Origin of the sequence: Dyadobacter subterraneus, from assembly GCF_015221875.1 — a bacterium.
Taxonomy (GTDB): Bacteria; Bacteroidota; Bacteroidia; order Cytophagales; family Spirosomataceae; genus Dyadobacter; species Dyadobacter subterraneus.
Map to the genome: position 1 here is coordinate 3,085,235 of NZ_JACYGY010000001.1, position 19,504 is coordinate 3,104,738.

18 protein-coding genes, 3 tRNA genes and 1 pseudogene are annotated in these 19,504 nt (G+C 39.9%); 8 read left to right on the plus strand and 14 right to left on the minus strand.

Annotation, left to right across the window (positions count from 1 at the left end; genetic code table 11):
* Positions 1–22 precede the first annotated feature (22 nt).
* The 4 genes from IEE83_RS12680 to IEE83_RS12695 all read left to right on the plus strand — a co-directional run bounded on the left by IEE83_RS12680 (position 23) and on the right by IEE83_RS12695 (position 4,482).
* Positions 23–970 (plus strand): ketopantoate reductase family protein, encoded by a 948-nt coding sequence (locus tag IEE83_RS12680; protein WP_228101788.1) that lies wholly within the window; start codon positions 23–25, stop codon positions 968–970.
* 262 nt (positions 971–1,232) lie between these two features.
* Positions 1,233–2,516, plus strand: coding sequence for a protease-associated domain-containing protein (locus tag IEE83_RS12685; protein WP_228101789.1), 1,284 nt, complete (start codon positions 1,233–1,235; stop codon positions 2,514–2,516).
* A gap of 43 nt (positions 2,517–2,559) precedes the next feature.
* On the plus strand, positions 2,560–3,948 hold the full coding sequence (locus IEE83_RS12690; RefSeq protein WP_194120940.1) for a sulfatase-like hydrolase/transferase: 1,389 nt from the start codon (positions 2,560–2,562) through the stop codon (positions 3,946–3,948).
* Between the two features lie 207 nt (positions 3,949–4,155).
* Positions 4,156–4,482: a hypothetical protein gene (locus IEE83_RS12695; protein WP_228101790.1), complete on the plus strand. Its 327-nt coding sequence runs from the start codon at positions 4,156–4,158 to the stop codon at positions 4,480–4,482.
* A gap of 586 nt (positions 4,483–5,068) precedes the next feature.
* Here the strand turns inward: IEE83_RS12695 and IEE83_RS12705 are convergent.
* From IEE83_RS12705 to IEE83_RS12740, 8 genes and pseudogenes are all read right to left on the minus strand, one after another.
* A complete protein-coding gene (locus IEE83_RS12705; RefSeq protein ID WP_194120943.1) occupies positions 5,069–6,394 on the minus strand; it encodes a Gfo/Idh/MocA family protein in 1,326 nt (441 codons plus the stop codon).
* Positions 6,395–7,065: 671 nt separating this feature from the next.
* The gene (locus IEE83_RS12710; protein WP_194120944.1) at positions 7,066–7,872 is read right to left on the minus strand and encodes a helix-turn-helix domain-containing protein; all 807 of its coding nucleotides are present in this window, start codon (positions 7,870–7,872) and stop codon (positions 7,066–7,068) included.
* 8 nt (positions 7,873–7,880) lie between these two features.
* Complete coding sequence (locus IEE83_RS12715; RefSeq protein ID WP_194120945.1) at positions 7,881–8,537, minus strand: NAD-dependent epimerase/dehydratase family protein; 657 nt, start codon at positions 8,535–8,537, stop codon at positions 7,881–7,883.
* Positions 8,538–8,555: 18 nt separating this feature from the next.
* A pseudogene (locus tag IEE83_RS12720) lies at positions 8,556–9,579 on the minus strand (aldo/keto reductase).
* A 120-nt stretch (positions 9,580–9,699) separates the two neighbouring features.
* Positions 9,700–10,743 (minus strand): SDR family oxidoreductase, encoded by a 1,044-nt coding sequence (locus IEE83_RS12725; protein WP_194120946.1) that lies wholly within the window; start codon positions 10,741–10,743, stop codon positions 9,700–9,702.
* A gap of 349 nt (positions 10,744–11,092) precedes the next feature.
* Positions 11,093–11,165 (minus strand) — tRNA-Lys (locus tag IEE83_RS12730).
* Positions 11,166–11,215: 50 nt separating this feature from the next.
* Positions 11,216–11,299, minus strand: a tRNA-Leu gene (locus IEE83_RS12735).
* Between the two features lie 65 nt (positions 11,300–11,364).
* A tRNA-Lys gene (locus tag IEE83_RS12740) sits at positions 11,365–11,437 on the minus strand.
* A gap of 74 nt (positions 11,438–11,511) precedes the next feature.
* On the opposite strand from IEE83_RS12740, the gene IEE83_RS12745 reads away from it, so the two are divergent.
* Complete coding sequence (locus IEE83_RS12745) at positions 11,512–12,246, plus strand: SH3 domain-containing protein (protein ID WP_194120947.1); 735 nt, start codon at positions 11,512–11,514, stop codon at positions 12,244–12,246.
* Positions 12,247–12,327: 81 nt separating this feature from the next.
* Positions 12,328–12,795, plus strand: a complete 468-nt coding sequence (locus IEE83_RS12750) for a CHRD domain-containing protein (protein ID WP_194120948.1) — start codon at positions 12,328–12,330, stop codon at positions 12,793–12,795.
* A gap of 74 nt (positions 12,796–12,869) precedes the next feature.
* Here IEE83_RS12750 and IEE83_RS12755 read toward each other — a convergent pair whose 3' ends face one another.
* From IEE83_RS12755 to IEE83_RS12770, 4 genes are all read right to left on the minus strand, one after another.
* On the minus strand, positions 12,870–14,105 hold the full coding sequence (locus IEE83_RS12755) for a DEAD/DEAH box helicase (protein WP_194120949.1): 1,236 nt from the start codon (positions 14,103–14,105) through the stop codon (positions 12,870–12,872).
* A gap of 313 nt (positions 14,106–14,418) precedes the next feature.
* Entirely contained in the window at positions 14,419–14,718 is a 300-nt protein-coding gene (locus IEE83_RS12760; RefSeq protein ID WP_194120950.1) for a chaperone modulator CbpM, read from the minus strand.
* A gap of 12 nt (positions 14,719–14,730) precedes the next feature.
* Positions 14,731–15,621, minus strand: a complete 891-nt coding sequence (locus IEE83_RS12765) for a DnaJ C-terminal domain-containing protein (protein WP_194120951.1) — start codon at positions 15,619–15,621, stop codon at positions 14,731–14,733.
* Positions 15,622–15,716: 95 nt separating this feature from the next.
* Entirely contained in the window at positions 15,717–15,938 is a 222-nt protein-coding gene (locus IEE83_RS12770; RefSeq protein ID WP_194120952.1) for a VF530 family protein, read from the minus strand.
* A gap of 96 nt (positions 15,939–16,034) precedes the next feature.
* On the opposite strand from IEE83_RS12770, the gene IEE83_RS12775 reads away from it, so the two are divergent.
* On the plus strand, positions 16,035–17,051 hold the full coding sequence (locus IEE83_RS12775) for a Gfo/Idh/MocA family protein (protein WP_194120953.1): 1,017 nt from the start codon (positions 16,035–16,037) through the stop codon (positions 17,049–17,051).
* 257 nt (positions 17,052–17,308) lie between these two features.
* On the opposite strand, the gene IEE83_RS12780 is transcribed toward IEE83_RS12775, so the two are convergent.
* Both IEE83_RS12780 and IEE83_RS12785 read right to left on the minus strand, forming a co-directional pair.
* A complete protein-coding gene (locus IEE83_RS12780) occupies positions 17,309–17,620 on the minus strand; it encodes a hypothetical protein (RefSeq protein ID WP_228101791.1) in 312 nt (103 codons plus the stop codon).
* 8 nt (positions 17,621–17,628) lie between these two features.
* Positions 17,629–18,273, minus strand: coding sequence for a cysteine hydrolase family protein (locus tag IEE83_RS12785; RefSeq protein WP_194120954.1), 645 nt, complete (start codon positions 18,271–18,273; stop codon positions 17,629–17,631).
* Between the two features lie 160 nt (positions 18,274–18,433).
* Between IEE83_RS12785 and IEE83_RS12790 the strand changes: the two genes are divergently transcribed.
* Complete coding sequence (locus tag IEE83_RS12790) at positions 18,434–19,297, plus strand: methylated-DNA--[protein]-cysteine S-methyltransferase (protein WP_194120955.1); 864 nt, start codon at positions 18,434–18,436, stop codon at positions 19,295–19,297.
* Positions 19,298–19,504 lie beyond the last annotated feature (207 nt).

Here is a 19,504-nt window from a genome sequence, read left to right on the forward strand (position 1 = left end):
AGAAAAACTATTTCAAATCAAGATGAAATCAGTAATGCAAAGTGAAGAAAATCAAAGTAAACATTTATACATTATCGGTAACGGAGTAATAGCAAAAGCACTGGCTGTTGCCTTGATTATCAATGGAAAATCCGTGACTATCCTTCGTGGAACAGTGGAGGAAAAAACTTCCTATTGTGAAAATATTCAGGTAGAAACCGCCGACAGTACCTTTGAAGCTGACGTGTTAATCAGTTCAATAAACCACTTTGAGAAGCTGGATGGAATCATATTGCTGACCAATAAATCTTTTGGAAATCAGGCACTTGCAGAGAAGCTCAAATTCAGGACAAATCAGTCTCCAATTGTCTTTTTACAAAATGGTCTTCACATTGAAAATTGTTTTATTGATCAGCATTTTAACGAGTTGTACAGATGTGTATTGCTGGCAACCAGTCAATCCGTGAGCAAAAATAAAGTACGTTTTAAAATTGTAGCACCTTCGCCTGTCGGGATTATTAAAGGATCGGATCAAATCCTGACTGATATTGTTGAAACATTAAATACAGACATTTTTTCTTTTCGGACAGAAACTGACATTCAACCGGTCATCTGGAAAAAGGTAATCAGCAACTGTGTTTTTAATTCTATTTGCCCTCTGCTGGAAACCGATAACGGTGTATTTCAAAGAAACGAAGCTGTATTGGAAATCGCCAAAACAGTAATTAACGAGTGTCTTAGTGTGGCGAAAGAAAATGGCATTAATTTGACCGAAGATGAAGTTTTACAAAATGTTCTTTCCATCAGCAAGATGTCGGACGGACAAAAGATATCGACTTATCAGGATATTTTGAACCAGCGGGAAACAGAAATTGATACCTTAAATTTTGCCATTGCCAAAGCAGCCGAACTAACAAACAAAGTTGAAGTCCCGGTGACAACGTTGTTGGGTGAATTAATCAAAATCAAGTCTGAGTTATCCAGATCATAAATTTAGTTCTCAAAAATTACCTCCCAGAATTTTAACATTTCCTAAACCTTCTTGAAAAGGATAAATTAAATACCTTAATTTTGTCCATTAAAGTAGTAGACTATGTATACTTTGTTAGCCACCAGCAAAGATATGCTGTTATCGTGTGCCTGTTTTATCTCAAAATCTTCGGCAATCGTGGCAGATCTCTACCTTATTCTGACAACCAGTTCTGGTTGGTGTTTTTTTGTATTGATCATTTTATCAAGTAATTATTTATAACATGAAGCGGTTCGTGACTAAAAATATAGCTGTTTTTCTTCTCTTTACATTTAGTTCTTTTCCTGGCTTAGCCCAGCAACCGGTTGAGAAAAAGTTTCAAGGTGCTGATTTATACGCTGATGTGGTTCAGTATGTAAACTTCGGCATTCACCGAACAGGAACGGAAGGCGACAATAAAACTTCTGAGTGGCTCAAAGGAATTCTGGATAACAATGGTTTCAAAACGGAGTACGTAACTTTTCCGGTCGAGCAGTTTTTTCCTGAAAAAACCGAATTAAAAATAGGTAAAAAGTCCATTGAAGTTTTTCCCATCTGGCCGGTTTTAAAAGCGGAAGTTCAGATTACAGCGCAGCTTATAGAGTTAAAAAAGGATGGCGGCGATGTTTCTGGCAAGATTGTCTGGATCAATCAGCAATCAAAGGAAAGATCGTTCAGCTTTATGGATGAGGATAATGCTGCTGAAATAAAGAAAATAATCGACGGTGGAGCAAAAGCGATTATTCTAGTGGCCGATAATGCCGCCGGCGAAATCGCTGCGATTAATACGCTGCCCGGAGTTTCGTATCCAATACCAGTCGTGCAGGTTGCTCCCAAGGATGTTGAAAATCTGTTGGCTGGCGGCACTGCAAGCCTGACGGTAACAGGTAAATTAAAAAAAGTAACGGCGAGAAATATTCAGGGAAGTATCGGTGAGGGTGATAAAACAATCATCATTTCAACGCCTATCAGTGGCTGGTTTACTTGCGGAGGAGAACGCGGACCAGGAATTGCGACGTTCACTGCGCTGGCCAAATGGGTCGCTTCGCAAAAATTTCCTTACAAATTTATATTCACCGGTAATTCGGGTCATGAGCTGGCCCAGCATCAGGGAACCCATATATTCCTTCACGAAAAAGCCCCCAAATCGGCCGATGTACGCTTGTGGGTTCATTTGGGTGCAAGTTTCGCAACCTATGCTTATACAAAATCAGATAAAGGCTTGGTGCGTCAGGCCAATGCGGATAATAAACGGATTGTATATTTCGCCGGTGATGTTGAAAGTTCAGTTAACCAGGCTTTCCGTAATATCGAAATTCAAAAAGTAAAAGACAAAGCTTATGGAGAATTAGTTGTTGCCCAGAAGCAAGGATATTCACCTTTTATAGGCTTTGTGGGTACTGCTTCTTTTCCTCTGTTCCATACCAAACTGGACGATGCTTCCACAACTTCTCCTGCCTTGCTGGAAGAAATGGCGAATGCGATCAGACAAGTTATTGAAATTGAGTTGAGAAAAGATAAAATCTGATTCTGACCGTAAACAATTTAAACTGAATTATTTAGTAACTTATATGTTAAAATTCAAGATATTTTCAGGCATACTAATCGCTGGATTGATCCCTTTTCTTCCGGCAAATGCTCAGAAAAAAGCAGCTGAAAAAACAAAGCAGCCCAACATTATTATCATACTGACAGACGATATGGGATTTAGTGATGTAGGAACTTTTGGCGGGAAATTCGTTCCAACACCCAATATTGACAGGATCGCGAAAGAAGGAATGAAATTCACACAGTATTATAGCGCCGCTCCAATCTGCTCTCCATCCAGAACAGGTTTGCTCACAGGAATGTATCCGGGAAAATGGAATTTTACCACTTATCTGGATAATAAAAAGCATAACAAGGATGCGGAACAAATTGATTTTTTGAATACGGAAGCACCCACAATGGCGAAATTTTTTAAAAAGGCAGGATATGCAACCGGGCATTTTGGAAAATGGCATATGGGCGGCGGCAGAGATGTGACAAATGCGCCCGGCTTTGAGAAATATGGATTTGACGCACATGCGAGTACATACGAAAGTCCTGATCCGGATCCTGCGCTGACTGCAACAAACTGGATATGGTCGGATAAAGACAGTATCAAAAGATGGGACCGGACGCAGTATTTTGTTGATAAAACACTTGATTTCATGCAGAAACACAAGGGACAGCCATGTTTTGTCAATCTCTGGCCGGATGATGTTCACACGCCCTGGGTACCCAGAACTGAAACTGAATATAAAGGTAAATTTCCGATGAATCCGCAGGAGGAAGAAGCTTTTAAATTGGTGTTGAAAGAATACGACGTACAGATCGGGAGGCTACTGGATGGTTTGAAAGAAATAGGAGAGGACAAAAATACCATCATCATTTTTACAAGTGACAATGGTCCGTTACCTAGTTTCAAAGGAAGCCGGGCAGCAGGTTTAAGAGGATCCAAACTTTCCCTGTATGAGGGTGGTACTAGAATGCCGTTTATTGTTAGCTGGCCTGGTCATATCCCCGAAGGTAAAACAGATGATAACTCCGTATTAAATGCACTTGATTTATTGCCATCGCTGGCAAAAATAGCTGGTGTATCATTACCAGAAAATTATAAAGGAGATGGCATTGACCGAAGTACTTTATTTTTCGGGAAACCTTCTGTCAGGCAAAAGGATATATTCTGGGAATATGGCAGGAATAATATTGCCTATGCCTATCCAAAAGGAGAGGATAAAAGTCCGAATCTGGCGGTGCGTTCTGGTAACTGGAAACTATTAATGAACAGTGATGGCTCGGATGTGCAGCTATACAATATCGTAAAAGATAAAAATGAAACTTCAAATTTCGAAGCAGCACAGCCCAAACTCACCAGCGAGCTAAAAGATAAATTGATAACCTGGTGGAAATCGCTGCCCAAACTTGGTTCAGAATAATCTGGGACAGGTTTGGGCAACTGTTTTTTAATTATCAATTTGAAAAATGCTGATTGATAATTATTTATTGTTCAAATACCTCTTTTATCAAGACCTGATAATTTTGTTCGAGTCGTTTTGCAATTTCAGGGTGCTTGATCATCTGATCATCCATTAATAAGTTTGATCCGATACGACGACAGGCGGTCTAGGATTGTTGATAGTCCAATGCGTTTCACCACGGATTTCTACATCATCATGCTCAAACGGAACGTAATATTTAAAATAAAAGACGGACAAAATTATTATGATTTTGATGAAGGTTTGATGGCATTTATGGCTCCGGGACAAATGATCAGTGTTGACAGTACCGACGTCAATGATGCAACAGGCTGGCTTTTAGTTTTTCATCTTGACATTATCCATAATTATCATTTAGGTAAAACCATCAAGGAATTTGGATTCTTTTCTTATGCGGTAAATGAAGCTTTGCACTTATCTGACAAGGAAGAAAACAGGGTGGAAGGGGTCCTGAAAAATATTCAGCACGAATAACATTCTTCCATGGATCAGTTTAGTCAGGATGTTATGATCTCTCATCTTGATTGGTTGCTCAATTATTCGAACCGTTTTTATAACTGGCAATTTCTCACACGTTAAACAGCGGGTAAGGACTTATTAGTCAAACTTGATGAATTACTGACAGATTATTTTAATACCGACAAAGTACAGGAGCTCGACCTTCCCTTAGTGCTCTATCTTTCAGACAAGCTTTACGTTTCACCACATGATTTGACCGATATGCTGCGAAAGCTAACCGGACAAAGCACTCAGCAGCATATTCATCTCCAACTCATCGAAAAAGCCAAAGGAATTTTATCGACGACTAACTTATCCGTCAGTGAAATGGCATATCAATTAGGTTTTTAACACCTGCAATCATTCAGCAGATTATTTAAAAGTAAAACCAACTTATGACCTCTTGAATATAGAAGTTCTTTTAATTGAAGTGGATGTAAGTTGTTAAGGTAAGTGACAAACAAAGCACCTTAAAGGCGCTTTGTTTGATAATGTTGGGACGAAACTTGAATTAATTCTTTGATGATTTGGCGTTATCAACGCCTTAGATTATTAGTTCCGCCTAGAATTTGCGATATGTTCCTCCCAGATATTGGTTGGCCTCTTCTTCTGCGAATTGTGCTTTTTTTGCATCCCAGTGCAATGTTTTGTTAGGGAATCGGCCGGCAATTACACCAAGCAAAATGGTTTCTGTAAGGCGGGAAGCGTAAGAAAATGGCGCGCTGCAAGTCGCTTTTCCCAAACATGCATCCACAAACTCATGGTAATGTTTGTGCACCTCTGAACTGTACTCCCGAACCGGTTCACTCAACTTGAATTGCGAAATATCGATGTCCTTATAGGCACCATCAACAATAAGTTTCGGCATTACCTGGAAATGCGGAAGATACAATCTACCTTTTTCTCCGATGAACATCGCACCCTGGTCGTGCAGATCAGCTCCGTCTGGAAGCATCAAATCTTCGCGTTGTTTATCTGCACCTATACCATCATACCAAACCCATTTCAGCGTATCCGCTGTATATTTTGTTCCCGGAAATTCATAGGTAACCATGTTTTTTTCAGGGTATCCAAATCCGTTCGGTTTTCTGCAATTTGTTGTGATTGTTCTAGGTACATCCAGCTGCAAAGCATTGTACGGTGTATCAAAAATATGGACACCCATATCGCCCAACGTAGCACAGCCATAATCTACGAGTTTCCGCCAGTTGCCGGGATGATAAAAACCATCTTTGTACGGCCTTTCTGCCGAAGTTCCCTGCCATAAATTCCAGTCCAGGTTGGCCGGTACAGGATCGCCGGTTTCAGGTACTGGACCATTATAACCCCAGTTTTTTGGTGACCAGGCTCTAACAGTGTGTACTTTTCCTACAATGCCCGATTGGATGAGCAAAGTAGCCAGTTTGTAGTCGTAAAAAGAATGCACCTGGATGCCCATCTGGGTTACCAGTTTTTTGTCTTTGGCAATTTTGTCCATTGCCCTTGCTTCTTTTACATAATGTGTAAGTGGTTTTTGGCAATAAACAGGTTTATTCATTTCCATAGCCATGATCGACGCCGGCGCGTGTGTATGATCAGGAGTGGACACAATCACTGCGTCAATGTCCTTACTCATTTCTTTGAGCATCACACGGTAATCCTTATATGTTTTTGCATTTGGAAACTTGGCAGCCACACTCGCCAAAACGGTTGAATCAACATCGCAAAGTGCTACCACATCGACATTGCTATGTATCGAGATAGAGGCCAGGTCCGCCTGACCCATCCCGCCTAAACCGATGTGAGCGGTTCTTAAACGTTTATCGGCAGAAAAAGCCCAGGATTCAGCTGGGATCATAGCAAGGGAAGACAAGGCCGCCGCATTTTTAAGGAACTCTCTTTTGTTCATGAATTGAAAGGTTAAATTTTTTTGGGCTAGAAATTAAGTATACAGAAATGCGTTTAGAAACCCCTGGTGTCTCACAAATCAGCAGATTCCTGGAAAAGCTTAAAATTGAGTCGTTTTTAGGTCAATTCCAAAAGTTGAGGGAAATGTTGGTGAGGAATTTTGAAGTTTTTTAAACGGCTTTGGCTGAAGATGGAGCTTGAAAGTTGCCTTTGTATTTGCAAAGGACCAGTATTGCCGCAGGCTTAGGGACGGATACTTGCTATATGGAAAAGTTGTTGTAGGGTAAGAAGGTCTAATTCCTGGAGATAAGGGGACAATTAATTAATTGCCCTGATGCAAAAATTTTAAAAGACCGTAGCAGCTGGTAGATATAGTTATCGGCAGTTTTTGATATTACGCTGCAAAAATGGATACCGCATTTGGCACAGGGCGCTTCGGTTGTATTTACACCATTAAACGCAGCACATTCACCAATTGCTTTAAAAGGTAATAGTATTTATCCAGGATTATTATATCAGGGAACCGGGACTATTGTGGATAAATATTGGCGTCCACCGGTGCCATAGAAGGCATGCAATCTCAAAAGTTTATTCGGTTTACCGGATCGACACATTGATTTCCAAAACATCCTTTCATACAAGTCTTCATGGAAAATAGGGTTATCTAATTCTTCAACCAGGAACTGTGGTGGGATTATATCCAAATTGCTTTTTAAAAGCAAAAGAAAAATGTGACAGATTTTCGAATCCAACATTCAAATAAACATCCGAAGGCTTTATATTTTTTTCAAATATTTGGTAGTGCGCCAGTTCTAACCTTTTTTTTGTTAACCATTTCCCAGGCGAACTTTTAAATGCCTTTTGAAAATCTTTTTTAAAGGTGGTCAGGCTTCTGCCTGTTAAGTATCCGAATTTGTTCAGCGAAAGGTTAAACATGTAATTTCTCTCCATGAAATCTACCAAATCGATTTTCCCAGGTTCTTCAAACTGGCCAAGCAAACAATCAACACGGGTGTCAATAGCGCGGAGAACACGGATTGCCTCTTCCATTTTAAAAACAGCCAGATCGGCTGGCAACGCGTCTGCAAGTTTGAAGTAAGGCGTCAAGGAATTGAAAAGACTTTCCAATAAGGGATGATCTTCCAGTAACATCTCTCGCGAATTATCAGAAGCTTTATTAATAAGGGGATGAGCCAGGTAATACTGCCGCAATACATCGGGCCTGAATACAATTGAAATTGCTACACATGGTTCTCCATCCAGAGGTAATTTGCTCATCCGGCCCAGCTGATTCCGGGGAATGAGTACGGTATCACCAGGGAAAAATTGATATAACTTGTCGGCCGTAACAATCCTTACCTCACCGGAAATTACGCGAACCAATGCGGGATTTGGCAGGATCAACTCCCGGCTATAGTGCTTTTCCTTTTTACATGAAATAAATACTTCCGCTACATTTTTTGCAGTTGATGCTTCCATATTCCAAGTTAATCAAAATCTTCCTGATAATGTTTGATAGCAAGGTTGTTCATTAATTTGTTTGGCGATCCATTTTTTGCTACACCAATCAGGCAGTTGGCTAATACAGCTACATCAATACTAAAAGCTTCCGAAAAAAGATCTAAGACATTTGTAACATATCTTACAATGGTTTGAACGAGCGGTCTTTTGTAATTACTATCGGAAGGCTTAATAAAAGCAGGTCTGAATAAAAAAATGTTATTGCTGAGAAATGCCAGCTCTCTTTCAGGGCGTCCTTTAATTCGTCCCTGCAAAGAAATTCCTTTTTCCTCCTGGCTTGCAGAAGCGCCGCTTACAAAGCAGAATCTCAATTGCGAATTTAGTTCCAGCATCTGCTTTGCGGCATATAACGCATATTCAAAAGTGATCCTGATATACTCCTCTGCCGTTACAGCCGACTGCGGAACCCCTAAACACCATATACAGGCATTTGCCTCAATATCTTTTGTTATCGCGGAGTAATCCAGAAAATCTTTTAGAATGAGCTCTTTTAATTTTAGATTGATGACTCCCGTCGACCTGCGAACCAGCAAAACGACTTCCGTAACGGTCGGATCTGCCAAGAGTTGTTTTAACACTTCCTGACCTAGAAATCCTGTCGCTCCTGTAAGTATGATTTTCATGATGAAGAATTTATCAACTTAATATTTCCCCGGCACCATCTCCACCGTGAGCGGCAGAACAGGCGGCTGTACACCATTCACTTCAATACCTCCGTGATGAAACATTTTTGAGTAAGGCCGGTAAGCAGATACAAAAGTGGCTGGTGGCGTAGATAACACATCTAATGCATCAGTTTCTTCCTTGCTAAGTTTGATATCAGCAGCCAGACAATTAGCTTCCAGTTGATCAAGATTGCGTACACCAATTAAAGTGGAGGCAACGCCGGGTCGGCTCATTACCCAGGCTAAGGCGATATCCGCCTGACTGCTTCGATGTTCTTCTGAAATCTCTTTCAGCTTGTCTAAAATTTTGAATTCTTTTTTCCCAAGGATATCAGATCTTTCGTTGATATTCATTCTGCTGCCAAGTACGTTTCCTCCATTTTCCCTATTATACTTTCCTGATAAAATACCGCCTTTTAATGGTGCCCAGGCGGTTACTCCTAACCCTAATTCCAATCCCATAGGGATTAGCTCATCCTCAATGGTTCTTTCTAATAGTGAATATTCAATTTGCAATCCCACAAACGGAGCCCAATCTTTAAGCACAGCCATAGTTTGCGCCTGGGCTATTTTCCATGCAGGAGCATAACTGACACCAATATATCTTACTTTGCCACTAATCACCAGGCTGTTTAACGTTCGCATAGTTTCTTCCATTGGCGTGTTCCAGTCCCACTGGTGAATCCAAAGAAAATCAATGTAATCTGTCTGCAAACGCCTGAGTGATTGATTTACACTTTCCAAAATCGCTTTGGTGCCGCCGCCCCCGCCGTTTGGATTGCCGGGAAAGGTATTGCCGCCAAATTTAGTGCCAATAACCATACCTGTTCGGATATTAGATTGTCTGCCAACCACATCTCCAATGATTTTTTCGGAATGCCCCATTGGTATATATATTGGCGGTGTCAATAAAATTACCGCCAAGTTCCATAAACCGATAAATAATCTTTTTGGAATCCGCAGCGTTTGCACCCCATTTCCAGTCGTCCCCAAGCGTCATTCCGCCCAGGCAAAGCGGACTCACTCTAAGTCACGACCTGCCGATCGTTTTATATGCTGTTAAATACATTTTAATATTAGTTAATTTCTTATTATTAGAATGTGTGAAATGAAAATGAAGTTATTTAACAATTCCTAAGCGAATCAGGCTTTCGGCAGTGGCTGTTATTGCTTCTTCCGTAGAACGGGGTGACCAACCTAGCATGCTTACTGCTTTTTTATTGGTTGTATTCATCACTTTGCCCAAAAATGGAATAATGGCTTTTGCCACGGGATTTGTCAGTGCTGCAATCCGCACCAGCGTGTTCGGCAATTCTTTTGCATTTACCTTGTTGGCCAAAGCGCTCATATTTTGTTTTAATATTTTAGCGATATCCACCATCCAGATACTCTCGCCCGCAGTGGCAATAAAGCGTTGTCCTTTCGCTGCCGGTTCAGTCATCACCCGCAAATGCAGATCAGCTACATCGCGCACATCTACATAAGAAGAGTTAACCTTTGGGCAGCCCGGCATTTTTCCTTCCATCATACTTTTAAGAAAGTGAATGGAATGCGAATAATCGGGACCCAGTACGGGCCCTAAAACGCCAACCGGATTAACTACTGAAAGTTCCAGCCCATCGCCTTCCCTTTCAATAAAATCCCACGCTGCCCTCTCAGCCAGCGTTTTTGATTTTTGGTAAGCAGGCACATCTCCGGTTGTGATCGTCCAGTCTTTTTCTGTAAAAGGAATTGTTTGAGGTTTGTGTCCGTAAACTATTGCGCCGACTGCGGAGGTAAGCACCACACGTTTTACACCTGACTTACGAGCGATCCGTAAAACGCGAAGTACACCTTCTCGGGCAGGTATAATCATTTCATCCTCGTGCTCATATTGGTTCAAAGGGGTTGGGGATGCCACATGCAGCACATAAGTACATCCTGTGATGGCTTCGATCCAATTTGCATCTGACCCTAATTCTGCGACTATAAATGATAAGCGATCACCGGCTTCAAAACCGCCTTCTTTTAGCATGGCCCTTACATCAGGTTCGCGCGTTAATGACCTGACGGTAGTTCTCACCTGATAACCTGCTTCTAACAATTGCAGAATACAATGCACGGCGATGAATCCGGATCCACCGGTTACCAACACTAATTTTTTACTATTTGAATTTGTTGTCATCTGATTAATAATTTGATGCAACAAAGATCGGGGTGATTAGAATCGAGCGTTTTGTTTAAAAGTCCGAAATTACTTTGTTTAAAAGGCGCGTTACTCTATCACGTTTGTTTAACGATTATTTGGTTTATTTCCTGAGAAACAATAGCAGACATTATAGAGGAAGTATTTGGAAAGGCAAAATATTGGTTCAAATATCAAAACCTGGTTTAAAAGACCATTATTTGAGATAATATTGAAATTGTTTCAAAATGTATTGACTAATCCCCGTGAGACTGGTGCAAGACACATAAATTAAGAAAGTGTATTGCGCAATAAAAAAAAGGTCAAACCTGATTAAGATTTGACCTTGTGATCCCGCTGGGATTCGAACCCAGGACCCATACATTAAAAGTGTATTGCTCTACCAGCTGAGCTACGGAATCGTTTTTTACTGTTTCCAGTGGTAAAATTGCTGACGATTATTGCAATTTTGTGTCCAAGAGGAGAGTCGAACTCCCATACCCAAACGGGCACTACCCCCTCAAAGTAGCGTGTCTACCAATTCCACCACCTGGACATTACTGAGGTATTTATTTTTATTCCGCTGAAATTCGATTTGAACTACGAAGGAACTTTTTCTTGTGATCCCGCTGGGATTCGAACCCAGGACCCATACATTAAAAGTGTATTGCTCTACCAGCTGAGCTACGGAATCAATTATTTTTGCAGTTGGAATAGCCGTGACGTTTTCCGTAATTGCGATGCAAAAGTAGAATTCTTAAAAGTCAAATGCAAGCCCTGATAAATAAAAACCTAATTTTCTGGATCATTTTGGGCTCAATATTACCCAAATGTGAAGTGTTTTCGGCCAGTAAAAATGAATTAAAAAGAGCTGATTCTCTGTTCGCTATGGCGAAGTATTCGGAGGCAACGGTGCTGTACAAAAAAAATTTCGGAAATGATGAAAAAAATAATCAAAGTCTGCTTTTGAAGCTCGCTTTTTTGGCTGAGAAGACAAATGACTATACCGATTGTCTGTATTATCTCAGCAAACTTGCTTTAATAACCCCGTCCAGAAGACTTTTTGAAAAAATGGATAAACTGGCCTCTGAGCAGAATCTAAAAGGCTATGAATTTGACGATTATAATTATTTTATAATTTTTTACCGCCGTTATGGTGATTACATCCCGATTTTGCTCCTAACTTTGGGGGCATACATCGTTCTGATCATGGTCATGAAAGTGCGCCGGAAAGAACCAATCTTAAAAATTCACAAGATTTCAATTATTTTCTATCTTGTAGCCTTGCTGGGACTGCTAAATATTCCGTCGCTCTATAAAACGTGTATAATTGTTAACGCTAACACCTTTTTGAGAGATGAACCCTCATCCGCTGCACAAGTGGTTGAAAAGGTCGGAAAAGGGCACAAATTGACGATTGTAGGCTCAGTAGATCACTGGGACCGGGTTATCTGGAACAACCGGATTGTCTACGTCAGGAAAAGCGATTTATGGAATATTTAACAAATCTGTCTGGTATCATTTTTGCGGTGGAGTAACTTTGTATATATTTATCGAATAATTTGTTTTAAAAAATCAGGATTTATGAAAAAGCCAATGAAACGTTTTTTACTATTAATGACAGGTGTTGCTATGTTAGGTCTGGTTTCTTCCTGTAAAGAAAAAGGACCGCATGAAGATGATGTAGTAAAATTTCATGCGACAATTAATAGTCAGCCGGCAATTCCTAAATCTTCCTCTACTGCTCAGGGAACAGGCGTATTTGAGTATAACAAGGCGACTAAGGAATTGAAATACAACATTTCTTATCAGAATGTTACACCAACAGCGGTTACAATTAATACGGCTAACCCTTCATGGCAAATTGGTGCTGTCACATACACGTTATCGTCGAATCCAACAGGCGGACAAGTTTCAGGTTCGGTTAAAAATGTTTCAACCAATGATCAAACTCAGCTGATTTTGGGAGCAATGTATGTTAACATTACCAGCAAAACCTATCCGTATGGAGAAATTAGAGGACAGATCATTATTGATCAGGTAGAATATTAAGGTCAAAATATGTTAACAAAATAAAAGCGATCGTAGAATTTCTGCGATCGCTTTTATTTTGTTATCGATATAACTTATTTCTTTTTCTTCTTTTTTCTTTTTGATTCAAAATCATCAACTTCCTGCATTAATGCTTTCAGATCATCTTTTGGCTCAGCACTGAAATCGATCGTTTCTGAATATTCCTGGCCTGTAATTTTTAAGACTTCAATAGGCTTGCCAAGGAATTCCTGAATTTCTTCCAGCATCGGTTTTTCTTCCGGACTGCAAAACGAAACTGCAAATCCCTTATGCGTTCCCCGGCCCGTGCGGCCAACACGGTGAACATAGTTTTCTGCCTGATCAGGAAGGTCATAATTTACAACAAAATCCACATTGGCAATATCAATTCCTCTGGCGCTTACATCTGTGGCAATCAGTATTTTAACTTCTCCTTTTCGGAAAGAATTCATTGCTTCAAGACGATCATCCTGCTCCTTATCTCCATGAATGGTCACACTTTTAATTCCCATTCTTTCGAGAGCCTTATATACTCTTTCTGCACGAACTTTGGTGCGCACAAAAACAAGAATCTTACTTTCAGCATTCTCTCCAACGATTCTTTCCAAAAAGAAACGTTTGTCATCCATTCCGATAAAAGCTACCGAGTGTGTAATATTTTTGGCAACTTTATCATTGGGCGATATCTGTATACGTATGGCATTTCTAACGAGCGAATAAGCCAGTTTTTTAATTTTCTCGTTAATTGTAGCAGAGAAAAATAACGTCTGACGCGTATTCGGAAGAAATTTAATCAGATCCTGAATATCCTTTATAAAACCCAGATCAAGCATATGATCCGCTTCATCCAGTACAAGTATTTCTATTCGATTCAGTTTAATATGTCCCTGGCTAACCAGATCGAACATTCTTCCCGGAGTTGCCACAAGTATGTCAATACCTTTTTCCAACTGTGCAATCTGTGGTCCCTGTTCAACGCCACCAAACACACTGAATGCCTTTACTTTGGTATATTGGCCAATTCGTTCAAATACTTCGGTGATCTGGATTGCAAGTTCCCGGGTTGGTACCATCACGATACATTTTATTCCCTCTGGCCGGCTTGCTGATTTTCTACGATGTAAAATATCGATAATGGGTATCGCAAAAGCAGCTGTTTTTCCCGTTCCGGTTTGTGCTATGGCAAGTACATCTTCACCCTTCATAATGGGTTGAATGGCCTTGAACTGAATATCGGTTGGACGCTTGAACCCGGCTTTTTCCAGACTTCGTTTTATTTCGGGAACAATGTGGTAATCTTCGAATTTCATAAATTATAATATGGTCGGGCAAGTAAATATTATTTGCCTTCATTTAACATAACGCAAAGATACGTCCTTATTTGGCAATCATTATTTTTTGATTTTAATACCTTCGAAAAACAACTGAGAGAAGACATGAATTTTAAAATCTAACAACGTTAATTATTCTTACGAAAACAGAATTAAGAATAATTGAGGACAATAATAATGTTAGAGAAATTTTGCAGTTGATTATAAAATAAAAATCTGCTGATTATCAACGATATAAAAACGGTGCTTTTTATACGTTGGCAATCAGCAGATTTATTGCTTTGCATTATCTCTACTCGTTGGATTCGTAAAGTCTCAACCGGTTTTTTAATGAAATGATCTCATCCTGCATATATTCAACACGTTTCAACAGATGTTGAACTACTTCAATTCCTTCCAGGTTAACGTCCAGATCATCGTGCAAACGTATCATTCTTTCCAGATTTTGCAATTGTGGAATTTGAAGATATTGTGTTTCCTGCACCAAAACAGTATCAATTAGTCCAACTTCCCGAAGCGACTGGACGAAAGAATACTCAACTTTATAATGACGACAAAAAATATCAATCGAAATTAGCTGATCAGTTTCCATAGCGAAAGTAGGTTAGGATTTTGATAATTCAGTAAAAAGCTCCTTTTGTTTCTCAGTTAGGTTTGTCGGGATTTTTATATTAAAAGTTACATACAAATCTCCAAATTGGCCATCCTGTTTATAAACCGGAAAGCCTTTTCCTTTTAAACGAACAACATTTCCGTTTTGTGTCTCCGCTTTGACTGGAAGTTTAACTTTTCCGCTCAACGTTTCAATAATTAACTCTCCACCTAAAACAGCAGTATACAAATCCAGGTCCGCAGTGAGATACAAATCGTTTTTTAAACGTTTGAATTTTTCATCATTGGCAACGGAAAAAGTAATAAACAAATCACCATTGGGCCCGCCATTACTGCCAGGGCCACCATGGCCCGGGATTTTTATTGTCTGTCCGTTTTCTATACCAGCCGGTACGGTTATGCGAATATTCTTGCCATTGACAGTCAGCGTTTGTTTGTGTGTTTCATACGCTTCTGTTAATGTCAGATGAACTTCTGCCTGATAATCCTGGCCTCTGAATTTTGTTTGTCTGCCCGAACGGCCGCCGCCAAATCCGGAACTGCCACCAAACATAGATTCAAAGAAATCAGAGAAATTATCACCGCCGCCCGACGAAAATCCTCCGCCATAATTCGCAGAAGATGCACGTGCCTGACGGGCTCTTTCATATTCTTCCCCATGTTCCCAGTCTTTTCCGTACTGGTCATATTTTTTGCGTTTTTCAGGATCGCTCAAAACCTCATTGGCTTCATTAAGTTCCTGAAATTTCTTTTGTGCCTCCTGATCGTTCGGGTTTACATCAGGATGATATTTTCGGGCCAGCTTCCGGTAAGCCGCTTTGATTTCTTTCTCGGAAGCAGTTTTTTGTATACCCAGTATTTGATAATAATCAACGAAAGCCATGTTTTATCTGATGAAGTTAATCGGTATCAAGTTATTAAAAATCATTTCTTATTCATTCAAACGGACAAATTCAACATCGTCGTCACGAACGAAATTTATTTATTGTCCAGCATTTTTAAATATAAATCTTCTACTTTTTTTCTTGCCCAGGGAGTTTTTCTTAAAAATTTTAGACTGGATTTTACACTCGGCTCGTGGTTAAAACTATTTATATTGATATGATATCCAAGTTGTTCCCACCCAAAATAATCAACCAGTTCATTCAATATTGATTCTAATGTTTTTCCGTGCAACGGATTATTCAGCTGGCCTTCCATGCGTAAATTTTAGTATTGATATTAAAGGTAAAAGGAAATTGATTAGAATAAATAATTATTATGCTTACTTATTAGTTCAATTTAATGAAGATTCATATGGACCAGATAAAATGGGGGATTATTGGCTGCGGTAATGTCACCGAAGTAAAAAGCGGGCCGGCGTTCAATAAAGTACTAAATTCCCAACTCGTTGCAGTGATGCGCAGGGATGCCGAAAAGGCAGAGGACTATGCAAAAAGGCATAATGTGCCAAAATGGTATAGCAACGTGGACGACCTCATTAATGATCCGGAGGTGAACGCTATTTATATCGCGACACCGCCAAATGTACACGAAGAATACGCAGAAAGGGCGATGCGCGCCGGAAAACCGGTCTATGTAGAAAAGCCTATGGCGATGAATGCCGAAGAATGTGACCGCATGAACGCGGTTAGTGAAGAAACCGGAATTCCGCTTTTTGTAGCCTATTACAGACGGTCGTTGCCCTATTTTGTTAAACTTAAAGAATTGATTTACAGTAATATAATTGGAGATATTCGATATGTCAATATTTGTCTGCAATGGCAGCCTTATGATGAAGAAGTAGGGGAGCTGCGCAAACCGAGATGGCGGGTGCAGCCGGAAATATCTGGCGGTGGACATTTTCATGATCTTGCTTCTCACCAGTTTGACTACCTGGAATATGTGTTAGGGCCTATCAAACAGGCTAGCGGAATTGCCCGCAATCAGGCAGGATTGTATGAAGCAGATGATATCACCGTAGCAAATTTTGAATTTGAATCTGGTATTTTAGGGACCGGAACCTGGTGTTATACAGTTAATAAAGAGCAGCGGGAAGACTCAGCGCAAATCGTTGGATCAAAAGGAAGAATCAAATTTTCCTTTTTTGAAAAATTCGATATCATTGTTGAAACCCAATCAGGTACAGAAACTTTCACCATTCCTTATCCGGCGCATGTGCAGCAACCTTTGATTGAGCTGATTGTGGCCGAACTAAGAGGTGAGGGAAAAAGTCCGAGCAATGGTGTCACGGGTGGCAGAGCCAATTTAGTTATGGATTGGATTACAAAGGGACAAAAACAAGTTTTGCCATCTCCGAAAATTTTTAAGTAGCTTGCAATACAAAATATGTGGTTATTTCTGTTATTTTACCATATTAAATTTAAATCTTAATAGTCATGGCAAAGGGTAAGAATCTGGACAAAGGCAGCACCAAAAAGGAGCCTGAGAAAAATTTGAAAGAAAAACGTGCTGAGAAGAAAGCAAAAAAGGATAGCAAAAAAGAATATTAAAGATCGCTTTTTGCTGTATAACAAAGGAGCTTCTCCGCTATTTGAGAAGAAGCTCCTTTGTTATAAAAATCTACCAAATCAGTAAATTTCTCTGTTCGTTTTATATTTGGCAAGTCTTTTCCTCGCCCTTGTAAGTTTAGAATGAATTCGGTTTTTTTCATCCGGGGTCATGACACCATCCGCCTGCGCTTTCAGGATTGTGGTTTTAATAATCTCCTGTTCTTCCAATAATTTAGCATATTCTTTGGCTGTAAGTTTTTTGCTTTTATAAGCCGACTTAATAGTTGCCTGCAAAGTTCTCTGTTGACTGGTGAAATTTTGTGCATGGACCGTTTCAATCCGAAGGAATAGCATTAATAAACTTACAAACAGATATTTAACTATTTTCATAAACATTTCTATTCGTACCCTTTGCCTTTCATTTCAAGTTCTTTCTGATTTTCTAGAACGTCAATAAATTCATTATGTGTCATGGGCTGACTGAACATTGGAAAATCACTTTTTAACGCATTATCATGTTCCGCCTGGCTCAAAGTGGCGCAGCAGTCAGTTAGTGTGATCACGTTATAACCCTTGTCATATGCCGTTCTCATGGTAGATTCTACACAACAATTGGTCAGGTAACCAGCCAGAACGACATTTTTTATTCCTGTGCTTCGTAAAATATAATCCAGATTAGTACTCGCAAATCCGCAGAAACTGCGTTTTCCTTCTATAATTACATCACCGTTTTCAGGTTTTAAAATATCGATAATTTCCGTTCCCCAGGTATTTTTTTTGAAAGCGCCGTTATCAATAACGCCTTTCATGATGCCGTAAGGTTTAGTCGTAATTTCATGGTAATCTTCTGTAAAGGAAATCGGTACAAACATTACGTGAACGCCGGCTTCACGCGCTGCTGCAACGGTATCGACTGTGTTTTGCAGCATGTTATTGGATTCCATAACACCTTTTACTGCACCGTAAAATATGCCACCTTCCGAGGTGAAATCGTTTTGAAATTCAATCAAAACAAGGGCGGTTTCTTTTGGGTTTAATTCCATGATCTTTACGGATTGGATTAATAATTAATAGTCTGTGAATATAACTGCAATCATTAATATTTCCGTATTTCACATGCCGGTATTTTTGACAACAAACGCAAGTTTTGGGTTGAGCAGGAGGTTTTTTGTCGGCACCTTTGTGTGACAAATTAACAATCAAATGGATCAGGAAACTTATAATTATGAAAAGATTGCCAGGGCAATTGAGTACATATCAGCAAATGTCAAAAACCAGCCTTCGTTGTTTGAAGTGGCAGAAGAAGTGAATATCAGCCAGTTTCATTTTCAAAGAATGTTCACGGAATGGGCAGGAGTGAGCCCGAAAAAATTTTTACAGTATATCACCGCCGATTATCTGAAAGAGAAAATCAAGGAATCGACAAATCTGGTTAAGCTTGCGGAATCTGCCGGACTTTCAAGTCAAAGCCGGGTATATGATCTCTTTACTGGAATTGAAGCGGTAACTCCTCAGGAATTTAAAACGGGTGGGAAAGGATTGCAGATAAGTTACGGTTTTCATATGACGCCTTTTGGAGAGTGTTTCATAGCAGTAACAGAACGAGGGATTTGTGCCATGGCGTTTGTAGATGAAGAAACCAGAGCACATCAATTAATACTGCTAAGGAAAAAATGGCACTTTGCAACCATTGAACCGAATCGGAAAGTAACTGAAAATTATATTCACAGGATATTTTCTCCCAATCTCGATACGCTTGAAAAGTTGCCGATTATGGTTCAGGGAACAAATTTCCAGCTGAAAGTTTGGGAGGCGTTACTATCAATTCCGCAGGGTTCAGTGACTACTTATCAGCAAATTGCAAACAGCATCGGAAATCCCAAAGCGGTCAGAGCGGTGGGTACTGCGGTTGGCGATAATCCGATTGCCTATCTGATTCCTTGTCACCGGGTTATTCGCAAAGAAGGTGTTTTGGGAGAATATCGCTGGGGAAGTTTAAGGAAAAAAGCATTGATAGGATGGGAGGCTGCAAAATCAGATTTATTGCATCGGCCAGCTGATTCATAAGGTTTTCGGACCGCAACAATTTGTGCATTTATTTGTACAACTTTAAGGAACGCAACGTGAAAATTAAGTCATATAATCAAAATTTTCATATGGTATTCCATAGACGATTAGAATGATCTTGGATTAAATCTTGTAACAAACTCTGTAATGTCACACTAAACTTTACAGAAATCATGAAAAATAATCTCAAATCCGCACTGGTTATTC